General features: G+C 58.9%; 10 protein-coding genes and 2 pseudogenes. 10 read left to right on the top strand and 2 right to left on the bottom strand.

Annotated features, from left to right (window positions below):
* The first annotated feature begins 775 nt into the window (after window positions 1-775).
* From BM174_RS12020 to BM174_RS21395, 8 genes are all read left to right on the top strand, one after another.
* Window positions 776-1,750: a LysR family transcriptional regulator gene (locus BM174_RS12020; RefSeq protein ID WP_093924107.1), complete on the top strand. Its 975-nt coding sequence runs from the start codon at window positions 776-778 to the stop codon at window positions 1,748-1,750.
* Between the two features lie 306 nt (window positions 1,751-2,056).
* Complete coding sequence (locus BM174_RS12015) at window positions 2,057-4,492, top strand: GcvT family protein (RefSeq protein ID WP_093924106.1); 2,436 nt, start codon at window positions 2,057-2,059, stop codon at window positions 4,490-4,492.
* Window positions 4,493-4,731: 239 nt separating this feature from the next.
* The gene (gene cuyA / locus BM174_RS12010; protein WP_093924105.1) at window positions 4,732-5,745 is read left to right on the top strand and encodes a D-cysteate sulfo-lyase; all 1,014 of its coding nucleotides are present in this window, start codon (window positions 4,732-4,734) and stop codon (window positions 5,743-5,745) included.
* Window positions 5,746-5,747: 2 nt separating this feature from the next.
* A complete protein-coding gene (locus BM174_RS12005) occupies window positions 5,748-6,941 on the top strand; it encodes a DegT/DnrJ/EryC1/StrS family aminotransferase (RefSeq protein ID WP_093924104.1) in 1,194 nt (397 codons plus the stop codon).
* The gene (gene cuyB / locus BM174_RS12000; protein ID WP_093924103.1) at window positions 6,938-7,639 is read left to right on the top strand and encodes a cysteate racemase; all 702 of its coding nucleotides are present in this window, start codon (window positions 6,938-6,940) and stop codon (window positions 7,637-7,639) included. The genes BM174_RS12005 and cuyB overlap by 4 nt, the downstream gene beginning before the upstream one ends.
* A 4-nt stretch (window positions 7,640-7,643) precedes the next feature.
* Window positions 7,644-8,921, top strand: a complete 1,278-nt coding sequence (hisD, locus tag BM174_RS11995; RefSeq protein ID WP_093924102.1) for a histidinol dehydrogenase — start codon at window positions 7,644-7,646, stop codon at window positions 8,919-8,921.
* 57 nt (window positions 8,922-8,978) lie between these two features.
* The gene (locus BM174_RS21400; RefSeq protein ID WP_245766350.1) at window positions 8,979-9,338 is read left to right on the top strand and encodes a putative sulfate exporter family transporter; all 360 of its coding nucleotides are present in this window, start codon (window positions 8,979-8,981) and stop codon (window positions 9,336-9,338) included.
* Complete coding sequence (locus BM174_RS21395) at window positions 9,325-9,765, top strand: putative sulfate exporter family transporter (RefSeq protein WP_245766349.1); 441 nt, start codon at window positions 9,325-9,327, stop codon at window positions 9,763-9,765. Before BM174_RS21400 ends, BM174_RS21395 begins: the two co-directional genes overlap by 14 nt.
* On the opposite strand, the pseudogene BM174_RS11985 reads toward BM174_RS21395, so the two are convergent.
* Window positions 9,746-10,426, bottom strand: a pseudogene (locus BM174_RS11985) (IS5 family transposase); the annotation flags it as partial. The gene BM174_RS21395 and the pseudogene BM174_RS11985 sit on opposite strands and share 20 nt — an antisense overlap.
* 86 nt (window positions 10,427-10,512) lie before the next feature.
* Window positions 10,513-10,623, bottom strand: a pseudogene (locus tag BM174_RS11980) (integrase core domain-containing protein); the annotation flags it as partial.
* A gap of 276 nt (window positions 10,624-10,899) precedes the next feature.
* Here BM174_RS11980 and BM174_RS11975 point away from each other — a divergent pair.
* Together BM174_RS11975 and BM174_RS11965 are read left to right on the top strand one after the other, a co-directional pair.
* Window positions 10,900-11,565 carry a L,D-transpeptidase gene (locus tag BM174_RS11975; RefSeq protein ID WP_093924082.1) on the top strand — a complete coding sequence of 222 codons (666 nt, stop codon included), beginning with the start codon at window positions 10,900-10,902 and terminating at the stop codon, window positions 11,563-11,565.
* An 824-nt stretch (window positions 11,566-12,389) separates the two neighbouring features.
* Window positions 12,390-13,361, top strand: a complete 972-nt coding sequence (locus BM174_RS11965) for a DUF3179 domain-containing protein (RefSeq protein ID WP_093924100.1) — start codon at window positions 12,390-12,392, stop codon at window positions 13,359-13,361.
* The last annotated feature ends 171 nt before the right edge of the window (window positions 13,362-13,532 follow it).

Here is a 13,532-nt window from a genome sequence, read left to right as displayed (position 1 = left end):
TGTATCAACGAGCCGGCAAAAACGCGATCGTCCACATTGGTGTGCCGAAGACCGGATCTACGACGATTCAACAGTTTCTAGCTTTGAACGTTTCTGCACTGGCCGTACGCGGGTTGCACTACGATCCACCACGCACTTACGGGTTTAGCCCGTTAGAATATGGACTTGCGGCGGGGCGGATCAGCTTGTCGACGATCTCATGTTTCGCAACAATTACCGCATACGGACGCTCGCAGACCAAGCCCGCATTGTGACACCGGATGCACGACTGGTCGGCGCAATTCGGCGAAAGGATCCGCTTTGCCCCCATGCCCGGCAAGGCAAAGGACACGCGTGTAGAAAGCTTGCTTGAGCGCTATTGTGCGCGTTTGCGACATCAACGCAGCCCCAGCCTGACATGCATAAAGCGATTTTTAAAAGCCATGATTGTAGAAATTTTTATGCAATGCGCCCATCAAAAGGTTCAGCTTTGAGACCTCATTTTGCCTCCCACAGCGCCGTTTAGGGGAATAGGGCAGCCAAAATTTGGCTCATCTCCAGCGGTCTCCCCGTCTTCCAAGACAGCCAGTAAAGCGGCGGATTTACCCTAGGCGGCGCGCATGACCGCCTCGAGGGTGTCGTCCAAATCCACTTCGCCGTCGCAGATCATCGGGCGCCGCGGGAGCGACAATACTCGGCGGTAGAAAAAGGATAGCGAGGCGAGAGTTTATAAGTTTTATGTTCTCACATATTGCTATTAAGCTGCTCGGATCGAGAAATTGAAACGGCCTATCCTATGCCCCGCAACTCTACCACCAAGGACCTCAGCCTCAAATCGCTGGAGCTGTTTCAGATTTGCGCCCAAAAAGGGTCGCTTCAGGCCGCCGCCAAGGAGACCGGGCTGACCGTCAGCACTGTCTCGCACCACCTGCGTAATCTGGAAAACCACCTTGGGGTGGAGATGTTCAACCACGCCAGACGCCCGATGGTCCTGACCCCCAAAGGTCGCGCCTTTCTGCGCAATATCGACGAAGCTCTCTATGCCATCCGCAAAGCCAAGGCCGAAGCTTCCGCCGGAAGCGTCGCCGAGGCGAGCTACCTGCGGATCGGCACGATTGAGGATTTTGACAGCGATATCATGCCCGAATTGGCGGTGTATCTGTCGGGGAGGATGCCGGTTTGCGACTTCATGTATCACACGGATTCCAGTGACGAGCTCATCGACATGCTGCGCAACCGCCAGCTTGATCTGGGGATCACGGCAACACCCAGCGAAACCCTCCGTGACCTCAATGCTCACCCCCTGCTGCGCGATCCTTTCGTGGTTGTCCTGCCGATCAACACCGAGCTTGCGCTGTCGGACATCGTCGAAGGGCGCACCAAACTGCCCTTCCTGCGCTTTTCCGGCCAGCTCTTTATTGCCCGCCAGATTGAATCCCAATTGCGCCGCATCGGCGTGACATCGGCGCATAGATTCGAGTGCAGCAACAACCAGACCCTGATGGCGATGGTGGCCGCAGGTGCCGGTTGGACGATCACGACGCCGCTGTTGTTTTCGCGTGCGCGGCGGTTCCATCCCAAGCTGCGGATGCACCGGTTTCCAGGCAAGAACTTTTCCCGCACCCTCGCCATCGTCACCACGCCCGACTGTTCGCGCTCGGTGATTGAGCTGGTCGACAGCCGGATGCGCGCGCTGATCAGCACTCATGCGATCACACCATTTCACCGCAGCGATCCATGGCTTGCCGACAGCTTCAAGCTGCTCTCTTAAGGAATTCCGCTGCGGGGCAAATGCTCAGATGATATTAAACTGGCCGCAGATCTCGCTGTCCTGCGCGTCTGTGAGATAGGTGGGTCGATGGCTGTTCAGAACCTCTTGTGCCCGCAGACGCGCCCTGCCCCACCCTTGTTGCCCCAAAGGGGAGGCGCCGAAGGCGCTTACCGCACAAATGAAGCCGCCTTATTCTCAATTCATCCAATGTAGATTTCAATAAAATGAGTGACAGCGCAAAGGTCATTGCCCAAGCCCAACCACTCTGGCCTTAATCTACACAACAGGCAGCCGGAGGCGTTCCCCATGAAGTCGCGAACAAAGGTCGTTGTCATCGGTGGCGGGATCGCCGGATGCTCTACCCTCTATCATCTCACCAAAGAGGGCTGGAGCGATGTCGTTCTGGTCGAGCGCAACGAGCTGACCTCCGGCACCACATGGCACTCCGCCGCGCAGGTGACAAACTTCGGCGGTAACCAGACGATGGTGGGGCTCAAGACCCATTCGATCAACCTCTATAAAGAGCTGGCCGAGAACCCCGAATATCCGATCAACTACCACCACGGCGACGGCGGGATCCGGCTTGCCAATACCGAAGCCCAAATGCAAGGCTACCGCCACTTTTCATCCATGGCGCGCGGAATGAATGTCGACCTCGAAGTGATCGACGCCGAAGAATGTGCCCGCCGCCATCCGCTGATCTCCACCACCAATCTGCTGGGCGGTCTTTGGGATCCGTTGGACGGTGATATCGATCCGGCGCAGCTGTGTCAGGCGCTGGCCTACCACGCCCGCAAAGCCGGTGCCGAGGTGTACCGCAACACGCCCGTCACTGCGCTGACCCAGCACAAGGACGACACCTGGACCGTGCATACCGAACACGGTGACATTGATTGCGATGTCGTGGTCAATGCCTGCGGCTACCGCGTGAACGAAGTGGGCGCGATGATGGGTGTGCACCATCCGGTCGCCTCGATGGAGCACCAGTATTTTCTCACCGAGGATATTCCCGCCATTGTCGAGGCCGGCCACCGGATGCCGCTGCTGCGCTGCCCGATTTCCGACTACTACTGCCGTCAGGAAAAGAGCGGCCTGCTGATCGGATTTTACGAACAGGGGTGCAAGACCTGGGGCATGGACGGGATTGACCCGAACTTCGTCAACGCGCTCTGCCCTGACGATCTCGAACGGGTGATGGATGTGCTAGAAGGCGCTTTCGAGCGTATGCCCGCATTGGCCGAGACCGGTATCCGCGCAATCGTCAACGGTCCGATCACCTATACCATCGACGGCGCGCCGCTGGTCGGACCGATCCCCGGCAAGCGCAATGCTTTTTGTATCATCGGCCTGCGCGCGGGTTTGGGCGAAGGCGGCGGTCACGGGTGGTTGCTGGCCCAGCAGATCGTGCACGGCGAAGCGCAATATGACACATGGGTCATCGACCCGCGCCGCTTTACCGGCCACACCAATGTGGAGCTGACGGCCCTCAAGGCCATCGAGGATTACCAGAACGAATTCCGCTTCCACTTTCCGCACGAGCACCGCCCGGCGGGTCGTCCGGCCAAGACCACACCGCTGACCCCGATCATGGCGGCCGAAGGTGCGGAATTCACTGTGGTCAACGGCTGGGAGCGGGTCGATTACATCAAACCAACGCCCGACTTCCACCCCAGCCTCAGCTTCAACTTTGACGAAGCCTTTGGCGTGGTTGCCGCCGAGGTGAAGAATGTCGCCGAAAATGTCGGCCTGTGCGAGGTCAACGGTTTCAACCGTTTCGAGATTACCGGTGCCGACCGCCATATCTTTCTTGACCGGATGTTCTGCGGGGCGGTCACCAAGCGCGATGGCCGTGTCGGGCTGGGCTACCTGCTAAACCATCACGGCATGGTCAAAGGCGAGGCCACGATAGCGAACCTTCCCGCCTCTGATCGCGGCGCGCAGCGGGTTTGGTACGGCTCGGCGGCAGCCAGCGAATTCCACGACATGGACTGGCTGACAGCGCACCTCCACCCCAGCGAAGACGTGCAGATCCGCAGCCTTACAAATGATCAGACCATCCTCGTGCTGGCCGGACCGAAAGCCCGCGACGTGCTCTCGGCCTGCGCGCGTGGCGACTGGTCCAAAGAGGCTCTGCCGTGGCTCAGCCTGCGCGAATGTTACATCGGCTTCTCCCCCGCCACCGTGCTTGGCATCAGCTTTTCCGGCGAGCACGCCTATGAGATCCATGTGCCCAATGCTTCGCTCTATGCCGCCTATCTAGCGCTGCGAATGGCGGGCGAGGCGCATGGCATGAAGCTCTTTGGTGCCCGCGCTGTCGATGCGATGCGGATGGAGAAGGGCTTCTTGCATTGGAAGGCCGATCTGCTGACAGAGTTCGACCCTTTCGAGACCGGCCTCGACCGATTTGTCAAAATCGACAAGGGTGATTTTATCGGACGTGATGCGCTGCTCAAGCGTCAGGAAGCAGGCCCTCGTGCCAAGCTTGTGAGCCTCAAGATCGACACCACCGACGGGCCAGCCATTGGCGGCGGCTCGTTGATGCAGGGCGATAAGGTTGTGGGCACAATTACCTCCGGCGACTGGGGCCACCGTGTCGGGCTCAATCTTGCCTATGCCTTTGTGGATCCCAGCCTGAGCACGCCGGGCACTATCCTGCAGCTGGACCGTTGCGGAGAGCTTGTTGCCGCCGAAGTGATCGACCCCTCCCCTTACGATCCCGACTATTCCCGAATGCGCGGATAAGACATGACACCCTCCGACGTGATCAATCTGGTTGCAGGGATTTGTGCGGATGCGCTGCGCTGTAGAGCAGCGCAATTTACACATCACCAAATTCGCGGTCGTTTGCGAATTCGCCCGCTGCACAAATTTTTCCAAGAACTATGCCCGCGAATTCGATATATCCCTGTTAAAGCGTCGGGCTTAACCGGCGTGCCAAGCCAACCGGCCCCTGCCCCAGCCAAGATTACAAGGATCCCATAATGCATCTCTCCCGTTTTCCGCGCGTTCACCTCGCCCATCTGCCCACACCACTGGAGCCGATGAAGCGCCTCTCCAAGGAGCTCGGGGTTGAGCTTTGGATCAAGCGCGACGATTGCACCGGCATGTCGACCGGCGGCAACAAGACCCGCAAGCTGGAATTCCTGATGGCCGAAGCCATTGAGCAAGGCGCCGATATGGTGATGACCCAAGGCGCGACCCAAACCAATCACGGCCGCCAGACTGCCGCTTATGCCGCAAAGCTGGGCCTTGCCTGCCATATCCTCCTTGAGGACCGCACCGGCTATAACAACCCCAACTACAACACCAACGGCAACGTCCTGCTGGATCACCTGCACGGGGCGACAACCGAAAAATTCGCCGCTGGCCACGACATGCCCGCCGAGATGGAACGTGCAGCGGAGAAAAGGCGGGCGGAAGGGCACAATGTCTATGTCATTCCGGGGGGCGGCTCTAACCCGACCGGTGCATTGGGCTACGTCAATTGTGCCTTTGAATTGCTCAATCAAGTGAATACCTCCGGCATGAAGATCGACCGTCTGGTCCATGCCACGGGGTCGTCCGGCACGCAGGCGGGGTTGGTCGCGGGCATGAGCGCCATGAACGCACAGATCCCGATATTGGGCATCGGCACCCGCGCGCCACAGCCCAAGCAAGAACAGATGGTCTATGATCTGGCCTGCAAAACTGTCGACAAGCTTGGCTGCTCCGGCATCGTCAAGCGTGAAGACGTGATCGCAAACACCGATTACGTCGGCGAAGGCTATGGCATCCCGACCGAAAGCGGCATCGAGGCGATCCGCATGTTCGCCGAGTTTGAGGGCATCCTTCTTGACCCCTGCTACTCTGCCAAGGGCGCGGCTGGTCTGATTGATCTGGCCCGCAAAGGCGCGTTCAAGGACGAGCGCGTTGTCTTTCTGCACACCGGCGGTGCCGCAGCACTCGGCGGTTATGACTTTGCTTTCGACACTTCAGACCGCTGGGTCACCCTGTAACCATGGAAGCCGTCGCCGCCCGGAAGTACACCGGACCATTCACCCAGCAGGAGCCGATCCCCGACGCGGCTGTCGCGGCCCTGCAATCGGGACGGTTGCACCGCTACAACCTCATCGGCGAAGAGGCCGGTGAGGTGGCGCAGTTGGAGGCCGAGTATCGGGACTGGCAAGGCAGCAGCTATTGCCTCGCCGTCACCTCCAGCGGTCAGGCGCTGCAAATTGCCCTGCGTGCCTATGGGGTCAGCGCCGGAGATACGGTGCTGACCAACGGTTCCACCCTTGCTCCGGTGCATGCTGCGATCAAGGCGGCCGGCGGCAAAGCTATTTTGGTCGGGATTGATGTGAACCTGCGACTGGATCTGGACGATCTGGCCGCAAAGATCGCACGTTTTGGCGCGCGTTTTCTGCTGCTCTCGCACGTGCGCGGCCACCTTTGCGACATGGAACGGCTGATGCAGATATGCGACGCTACCGAAGTCACGGTGATCGAGGATTGCGCGCGTACGTTGGGCGCGCGATGGGACGGGAAACGCTCCGGCAATTTCGGCAAGGTTGCCTGCTTTTCCACACAAACCTACAAGCATATGAATTCCGGCGAAGGCGGATTTCTCACCACCGATGATCCCGAACTGGTCGCCCGCGCGACGATCCTCTCGGGCAGCTATATGCTCTATGCGCGTCACGGCGCCGGTCCTGCCGAAGACGCTTTCGACGATGCCCGCTACGACATGCCAAACTGCTCGGCGCGGATGGACGCCCTGCGCGCCGCCATTCTGCGCCCGCAACTTGCCGGGCTTGAGCAGAATATTATCCGCTGGAACGCCCGCGACACCGTGGTCGAAAAAGCGCTACAGAGGCAACGACAGATCGTCACCATCACCCTGCCCGCTCGGGAGGTCCACGTCGGCTCTTCGATCCAGTTTCGCCTGCCTGATTTCACAGCTGCGCAATGCCGCGCCCTGCTGGCCGTAGCACTGGCCCGCGGGGTCGCGCTTAAATGGTTCGGCGCAGCGCAGCCTCTTGGGTTTACCTCGTCGCATCATTCCTGGCGCTACACCGCGCCCCAAAACCTGCCCGCGACCGACCGCATCCTTGCCACGCTTTTTGACATGCGCCTGCCGCTTAGCTTCTCGGAAGCCGACTGCGCCCAAATCGGCGCGCTGATCTGCGACGCCGTCCGCGAGGTCACACCTTGAGCCGCAACGTTGTTGGCATTCTCGGCGGCATGGGGCCGGAGGCGACGATCCTGCTGCAACAGCGGCTGTTGGCCACTGTCAAAGCCCGCGACGACGCCGACCACTTGCCACTGCTGATCGACATGAACCCCCAAGTTCCCTCGCGCATCGCTCATTTGATCGACGGTACCGGCGTAGACCCAAGCCCAGTTCTCGCCGAAATGGCACGGCGGCTGCAAGCGGCGGGCGCCACCGCGCTGGCGATGCCCTGCAACACCGCGCACCACTATGCGCCGCAGATTGAAGCCTCGGTGACAATACCACTGCTGAATATGGTCGATCTTGCCGTCGCGCGCGCCGCTGAGATCACCTCCCATGGCGCTCGTATGGGCATCCTTGCATCACCCGCTGTACAGCGCGCTGGCGTGTTCGATCCGGCACTGTTCCATGCGGGCCTTACCGCCGTCTGGCCCGACAATATCGACCGGATGCTCGACGCGATCCGTGACATCAAAGCCAGCGGTCCAACGTCAGCGGCGCATCACATCCTATCAGATGCCGCGACCGAACTCGTACGCAAAGGCGCCGATTTGCTCTTCGTCGGCTGCTCCGAGTTCTCGCTGCTCGCACCATCCCTGACCGCCCCCGTCCCCGTCCTCGACACCATCGACGTTCTGGCCACCGCGATACATGCCCACACCCTAGAGAAATCGAGCTGACCTCATGGCAATTACTTATCTGAAAAAGGCCGCCCCCCGCCCTTCGACAGAAAACAAGGATATCCGCGACATCGTTGCTATCATGTTGGCCAATATCGAACGGGAGGGCGAGGCCGCGGTGCGCGACTATGCAGAGCGTCTCGACGGTTGGACCGGAGAAATCGCGCTCAGCGCAGAGGCCCGCAAGGCCGCTTGCGCGCGGGTGCCTGAAGACCTCAAGGACGATATCCGTTTCGCCCATGCCAATATCCGCCGCTTCGCCGAGGCACAAAAGGCGACGATGGGGGAATGCGAAATCGAGGTGATGCCGGGATTGATCGCCGGACAAAAGCAAATCCCCGTGGGCAGCGCGGGATGTTACGTGCCCGGCGGGCGCTACAGCCATATCGCAAGCGCTTTGATGACGATCACCACCGCCAAGGTCGCGGGTGTGCCGCACATTACCGCCGTTTCCCCCACTCGACCCAATGTCGGCATCCCCGACGCGATCGTCTTTGCGATGGAGCTTTCCGGCGCCGACCTGATCCTGAACCTTGGCGGCGTGCAGGGCATTGCGGCGATGGCCAAAGGTTACTTCGGCGGCAAGCCCGCCGATATCCTCGTCGGTCCCGGCAACAGCTATGTGGCCGAGGCCAAGCGGATGCTGTTTGGCGAGGTCGGCATCGATATGTTTGCAGGGCCGACAGACTCGCTTGTAGTGGCCGATCATACCGCCTGCGCGGAAACGGTCGCTTGGGATCTGGTCAGCCAAGCCGAGCATGGCACCGACAGCCCTGTTTGGTTGGTAACGATTGACAAGGGTCTGGCTGATACGGTCATGGCCAGCGTCGCTGCGATGATTGACAGCCTGCCTGAATCCAACGGCGCCGCCGCGCGGACCGCATGGCACGAGCGTGCCGAGGTTGTCCTCTGCGACAGCCGCGAAGAAGCGGCGCAGGTCGCCGATGGCTACGCCCCGGAACATTTGCAGGTGCAAGCCGAAGACCTTGATTGGTGGCTCGGGCGCCTCTCGGCCTATGGCTCGCTCTTCCTTGGCAAAGAAACCACCGTTGCCTTCGGCGACAAAACTTCCGGCCCCAATCACGTGCTGCCTACCAGCGGTGCGGCGCGCTATACCGGCGGACTTTCAGTGCATAAGTTCACCAAAACAGTGACATGGCAGCGCTGCAACGCGGCAGCCTCGCACGAACTGGCGCTGCGTACCGCGCGGATCAGTCGCGTGGAAGGGATGGAAGGCCATGCCCGTGCCGCCGATTTACGGCTTAGGAAACAACCGGCCTGAACCGGCCACCGCCAGGAAGACCCCAGCTCATCCCCGTGACATCACAGGTCACGCCCTATGCGGGCGGGCGGCCTCCTGCTCGCCACGGTCATCGCCGGTGCCGCAAGCTTTCTGTCCGAGCATTACGGAGCCCCCGTCATGCTCTTTGCGCTGCTCATCGGCATTGCGTTTCACTTCCTGTCAGAGGATGAGACTTGCGCTACGGGCATCGACTTTGCCGCCAAGACCCTGCTGCGCTTTGGCGTCGGGCTTCTGGGCCTGCGGCTCGGTCTGGCGGAGGTGATGAGCCTAGGGTTCGCCCCCATCATCGCAGTCATCGCATTTGTTCTCGCGACGCTGGCTTGCGGCGCCTTGATGTCCTACCTTTTAGGCCGCCGGATGGCGTCCGATCCTCTTCCAGTCCTTGGGGCTCAATAACGTCGAAAGCGGTTTTCTTGTCGGAGCGACAATCCACGACGTGGCGCAGGTCGTCGGCGCGGGCTATTCAATTAGCGAAGAGGCGGGCGTGATCGCCACCTATGTCAAAATTCTGCGCGTCGCACTTTTGCCGATCGTCATGTTGGTGACAATGCTCAGCTTCCGCGGCGCACAGCAGCAACGTGTGGGCATACCATGGTTCCTGCCGATGTTCGCTGGATGTGCGATGGTAGCCAATCTCGGCTTGCTGCCCGCGCCCTTGCTCGCGCTGCTCAATGTATTTTCGCGCTGGTGTCTGGTGATTGCGATCTCGGCGCTCGGTGTGAAGACGAGCCTCGCGCGGATTGTGAAGGGACTCTGTTGCGCAAATCAGTTGACGGACATGGCTCCCCTTTCCCCAGACGGATTTAGCCCACGGTCTTTGTGATGGGGATGCCAAGGGCGGTGTAACCATTCAGGACCGCGATGCGCACCTGAACTTCGGCCACCTGGCGGTCGAAGTGCCGTGCCATCAGTCGCTGGCCGAGCAGTTTCATGCAATGCATCTTTGTTTCGACGCGGCTTCTGCGGTGGCAGCCGCTCCAGTTCCGCCAAAGTGCCCGACCCGGATTTTTTGACGCGCTGAGTGCGTCGTTCCTGGCGATGGCACCGGCATTGCTTGGCTTCCATGGCTGGGCATTTTTGCGTGGCCGGATGACCGCAGCAGCTCCGCGGTCAGCGATAGCGTTGTGGCATCTGCGCGTGTCGTATGCTCCATCCGCGGTCACACTGCCAATCTCCTGATCGCGCGGGATCTGGTCGAGTAGATGAGGCAATATCGGTGCATCCCCGGTGTTGCTACCCGTGATCTCGGCCGCTCTGACTTCCAACGTCTGCTCATCCATGCCGATGTGGTTCTTGCGCCAGACGCGCCGTTTGGGGCCGCCATGCTTACGCGCATTCCATTCGACCTCCCCTTCGACCTTGATTCCTGCGCAATCGATAAGCAGGTGCAATGGGCCCTTCGCGCTGCGATACGGAATGTTCACCACAAGCGTCCTCTGACGTCGGCAGATGGTGCTGAAGTCAGGCAGGTCCCAGTCCAGCCCCGTTGGAGTGCCCCCATCGGGTGGTCCAGTTTGAATGTTAATGCATGGTCGGCCTCTGGTTTATCGGCATCATGCTTTGTGGCGCGGGCGGGCGGGCGGTAGCGCAGCGCGCTATGCGGTCTGACTGTGTTGAAGTGGCGCCGCCAACGCTCGATCAGGATCTGAGCTTCGCGTAACGTATAGAATACCGCGCGGTTAATCAGCCTTCTGGCTTTTCCCGTTGTCCAGCTATCGTTTAGTCCTCCTAAAACGGGATGATCATATCCCAATTGGTGGACCACTTCACCGGGGACATCCCACGATGAGCACAAGCTTCCGTGAGCTATATGAAACGCACCTTAGAAATGGCCAGTCTAATTCGCAAATTGAAGGTAGTGATCTCTGGTTCAGCGGCAGCTCAACGATCAGCAACCCGGGCACAGATATGGACTCTGTGCAGCTGATTAAGTTAGAAGACGATCAGGAGCATAAATATGTTAACCAAACGCCATTTCATCATTTCTACTGCAGCGCTATTTTCCGCACCGCTTTCAATTTCATCCGCAGTTGCGGCGACAACAGATCGGTCGAAGTGGGATGCATGGGACGCGCAAGTGACGCCTGCCGGCTACGACCCCAGCACAACCAATCCTTGGGGTGTCGCATCGCGGTTCCTTCCTCGCGTGGTCGAAGCAAATGCAAACCTGACTGCGGGTGATATCCATGTCGATGCTGTTGCGCGCTATCTGTACCACATCCGTGATAACGGCACCGCAATGAGGTACGGCGTGGCCATCGCACGGGGTAACCTCTATGAACCGGGAACTTACTCTATCAGGCGCAAAGCTAAGTGGCCAACTTGGACGCCGACCCCGGCGATGATCAAGCGCGATCCGGAATTGTATGAGCAGCATGCGGATGGCATGGATGCCGGGCCCTCAAATCCGCTTGGATCACGCGCTTTGTATCTCTTTGTTGGAAATAGAGACACTTATCTGCGCATCCACGGATCACCCAGCCCACGTTCGATTGGTGGCAGAGCCAGTTCCGGCTGCGTGCGGATGATTATGCCGCATATAAATGATCTTTATGAGCAGGTTAGTTCTGGCTCCACAGCGATCCTATATGCTCCGGAAGAACTGGCTACTGCAAACAGCTAACCCGCTTGAGTTAGGGCAACGAACGAGAAAAGCGCCAAGCGCTTTTCCTTTTCATCCTGTAACAGCTGGGCGGCTGCAAATCGGCCGGCCATTATCCGCACGCAGCGGCAGAAATGTCGTTTCGACAGGGCCGACATGTCGATAGACATAACAACCATCAGCAGGGTCTATCCGAACGGTGGTCAGATCTTGGTTCTTTGCTGCGATAGCAAGAACGCCTTCAGGCAATTCTTTGAAGAACCCCTCGGCGGGGCTGCCAGTCGTGCTCTGCACATCCCCGCAGGCTGTAACCAACAAAGCCGCACATCCCACAAGCCAAACTCGAGTGTTCATCAGTAAATATCCCAGAAGTTTCTACGATTCCATTAAGGTGTTTCGGCCGCAAAGTAAAATCGACTGTTGCCTCCTTAAAGCGCGATCTTAAGAGTATTCAGCGTTCAGATCGTTTTGCGAAGTCGCCCTCTGGTTTTCGATCAGCGAGCGATACGCCAACATTTGGTTTGGGATAGCGGCAACACAGTGCACGCGGTTTCAGGACTCAGAAGGTCCGCGCAGCTCGTCCCCTTCTGCGACATTCGGCTACTGCAATCCTGGGAAGCATTTTAACTGTGAATAGCTATGGTAAAGCCAAGCGCAGCCTCAGCACTTAGAGTACAGCGATCGCGAGCGGCGAAACACATAAAGGTCCAGCTTGGGCGGAAAGGCACCTCGCAATTTGCGCAGTTAACCCCAATTACCGAGTTCTCACATTGCCGTGGCTTGGCTAGGCAGACCCTCCCTCGACATGCATCATACGATAAACCCGTGATCTATGGAGTGTGCCGATGCAGCGACTGATACAGATAATGGTTGCCCTTTTGTTGGTCAACACCCCTGCCCTTGCAGAACCGGATATCTGGAAGCAAGAGTGGCCAACCACAAACTTCAGCAAAACCAGTATAAAGAGCTGGACAGAAATTCTGTCAGGTGGCCCTCCCAAAGATGGTATCCCAGCGATCAACACTCCTAAATTTCAAAGCGATGTCAAAGAAGGCCGTCTGGAGGCCAATGAGCCCGTGCTTACTGTGGCGATCGCCGGCCAAAGGGAGCGGGCTTATCCGATCCGCTACCTGATCTGGCACGAGATCGTCAACGACACCATTGACGGTGCCCCAATCGCTGTCACGTTCTGCCCGCTTTGCAACTCCGGTGTCACTTTCGACAGGCAGACAGACCACGGCGTCCTGACGTTTGGCGTTTCAGGTAAGCTGCGCAACTCCGACATGGTGATGTTCGACCGTGAGACGCAAAGCTGGTGGCAACAGGCCACCGGCGAGGCAATCGTTGGGAATCTGACGGGCACTGAATTGAAGATGTTGCCCAGTTGGATGGAAAGTTGGTCTCAGTTTCGTGAACGCAACAGCGGGACTGGATTGGTGATGAAACAACCGGCGACATCGCGGGCTTATGGTCGCAATCCCTATCAGGGGTATGACACTTCGGCTCGTCCGTTCCTGTACAATGGAGAGATGCCACCGCATGGCATTTCTCCGGTGGCAAGGGTCGTTAGGGTCGGCAACAAAGCCTGGCCCGTTTCTCGGGTTCGCGACGAAGGCGGCGTGGATGAAGCAGGGATCAAAATCAGTTGGGAAGCAGGACAGGCGTCAGCCCTGGATACAGATATAATTGCGAAGGGGCGTGATGTCGGGACGATCCGTGTCCGCGACGATCAGGGGCGCGACGTGGCGCACGATGTGATGTTTGCCTTCGCATTTCATGCTTTCTGGCCTGAGGGCTCATGGATGATCGGTAGATAGATTTTAACCAGTTAGCGAAGGCTGGTCGCTGCCAGTGGGGTCAAGTCAGCGTAACATGCGGGGTGCGAAATTCGTTCATTCCAACAATCTTTGCTGATTTTGCACCCGTTTCTGTGGAAATCCCAAATTCAGGGGTGAATCGCCCCGGTCTCACCGGCGACCTGTAGCTTC

It is taken from the genome of Sulfitobacter brevis (assembly GCF_900112755.1).
GTDB lineage: Bacteria > Pseudomonadota > Alphaproteobacteria > Rhodobacterales > Rhodobacteraceae > Sulfitobacter > Sulfitobacter brevis.
This window is presented reverse-complemented; position numbering and strand designations above follow the sequence as displayed.

Excerpts from the sequence above, each read along its gene's own strand:
- BM174_RS21400 (WP_245766350.1), top strand. The coding sequence starts at position 8,979 with ATGCGGGCGGGCGGCCTCCTGCTCGCCACGGTCATCGCCGGTGCCGCA.
- BM174_RS12005 (WP_093924104.1), top strand. The coding sequence starts at position 5,748 with ATGGAAGCCGTCGCCGCCCGGAAGTACACCGGACCATTCACCCAGCAG.
- BM174_RS11965 (WP_093924100.1), top strand. The coding sequence starts at position 12,390 with ATGCAGCGACTGATACAGATAATGGTTGCCCTTTTGTTGGTCAACACC.
- BM174_RS12020 (WP_093924107.1), top strand. The coding sequence starts at position 776 with ATGCCCCGCAACTCTACCACCAAGGACCTCAGCCTCAAATCGCTGGAG.
- BM174_RS12015 (WP_093924106.1), top strand. The coding sequence starts at position 2,057 with ATGAAGTCGCGAACAAAGGTCGTTGTCATCGGTGGCGGGATCGCCGGA.
- cuyA (WP_093924105.1), top strand. The coding sequence starts at position 4,732 with ATGCATCTCTCCCGTTTTCCGCGCGTTCACCTCGCCCATCTGCCCACA.
- hisD (WP_093924102.1), top strand. The coding sequence starts at position 7,644 with ATGGCAATTACTTATCTGAAAAAGGCCGCCCCCCGCCCTTCGACAGAA.
- BM174_RS11975 (WP_093924082.1), top strand. The coding sequence starts at position 10,900 with ATGTTAACCAAACGCCATTTCATCATTTCTACTGCAGCGCTATTTTCC.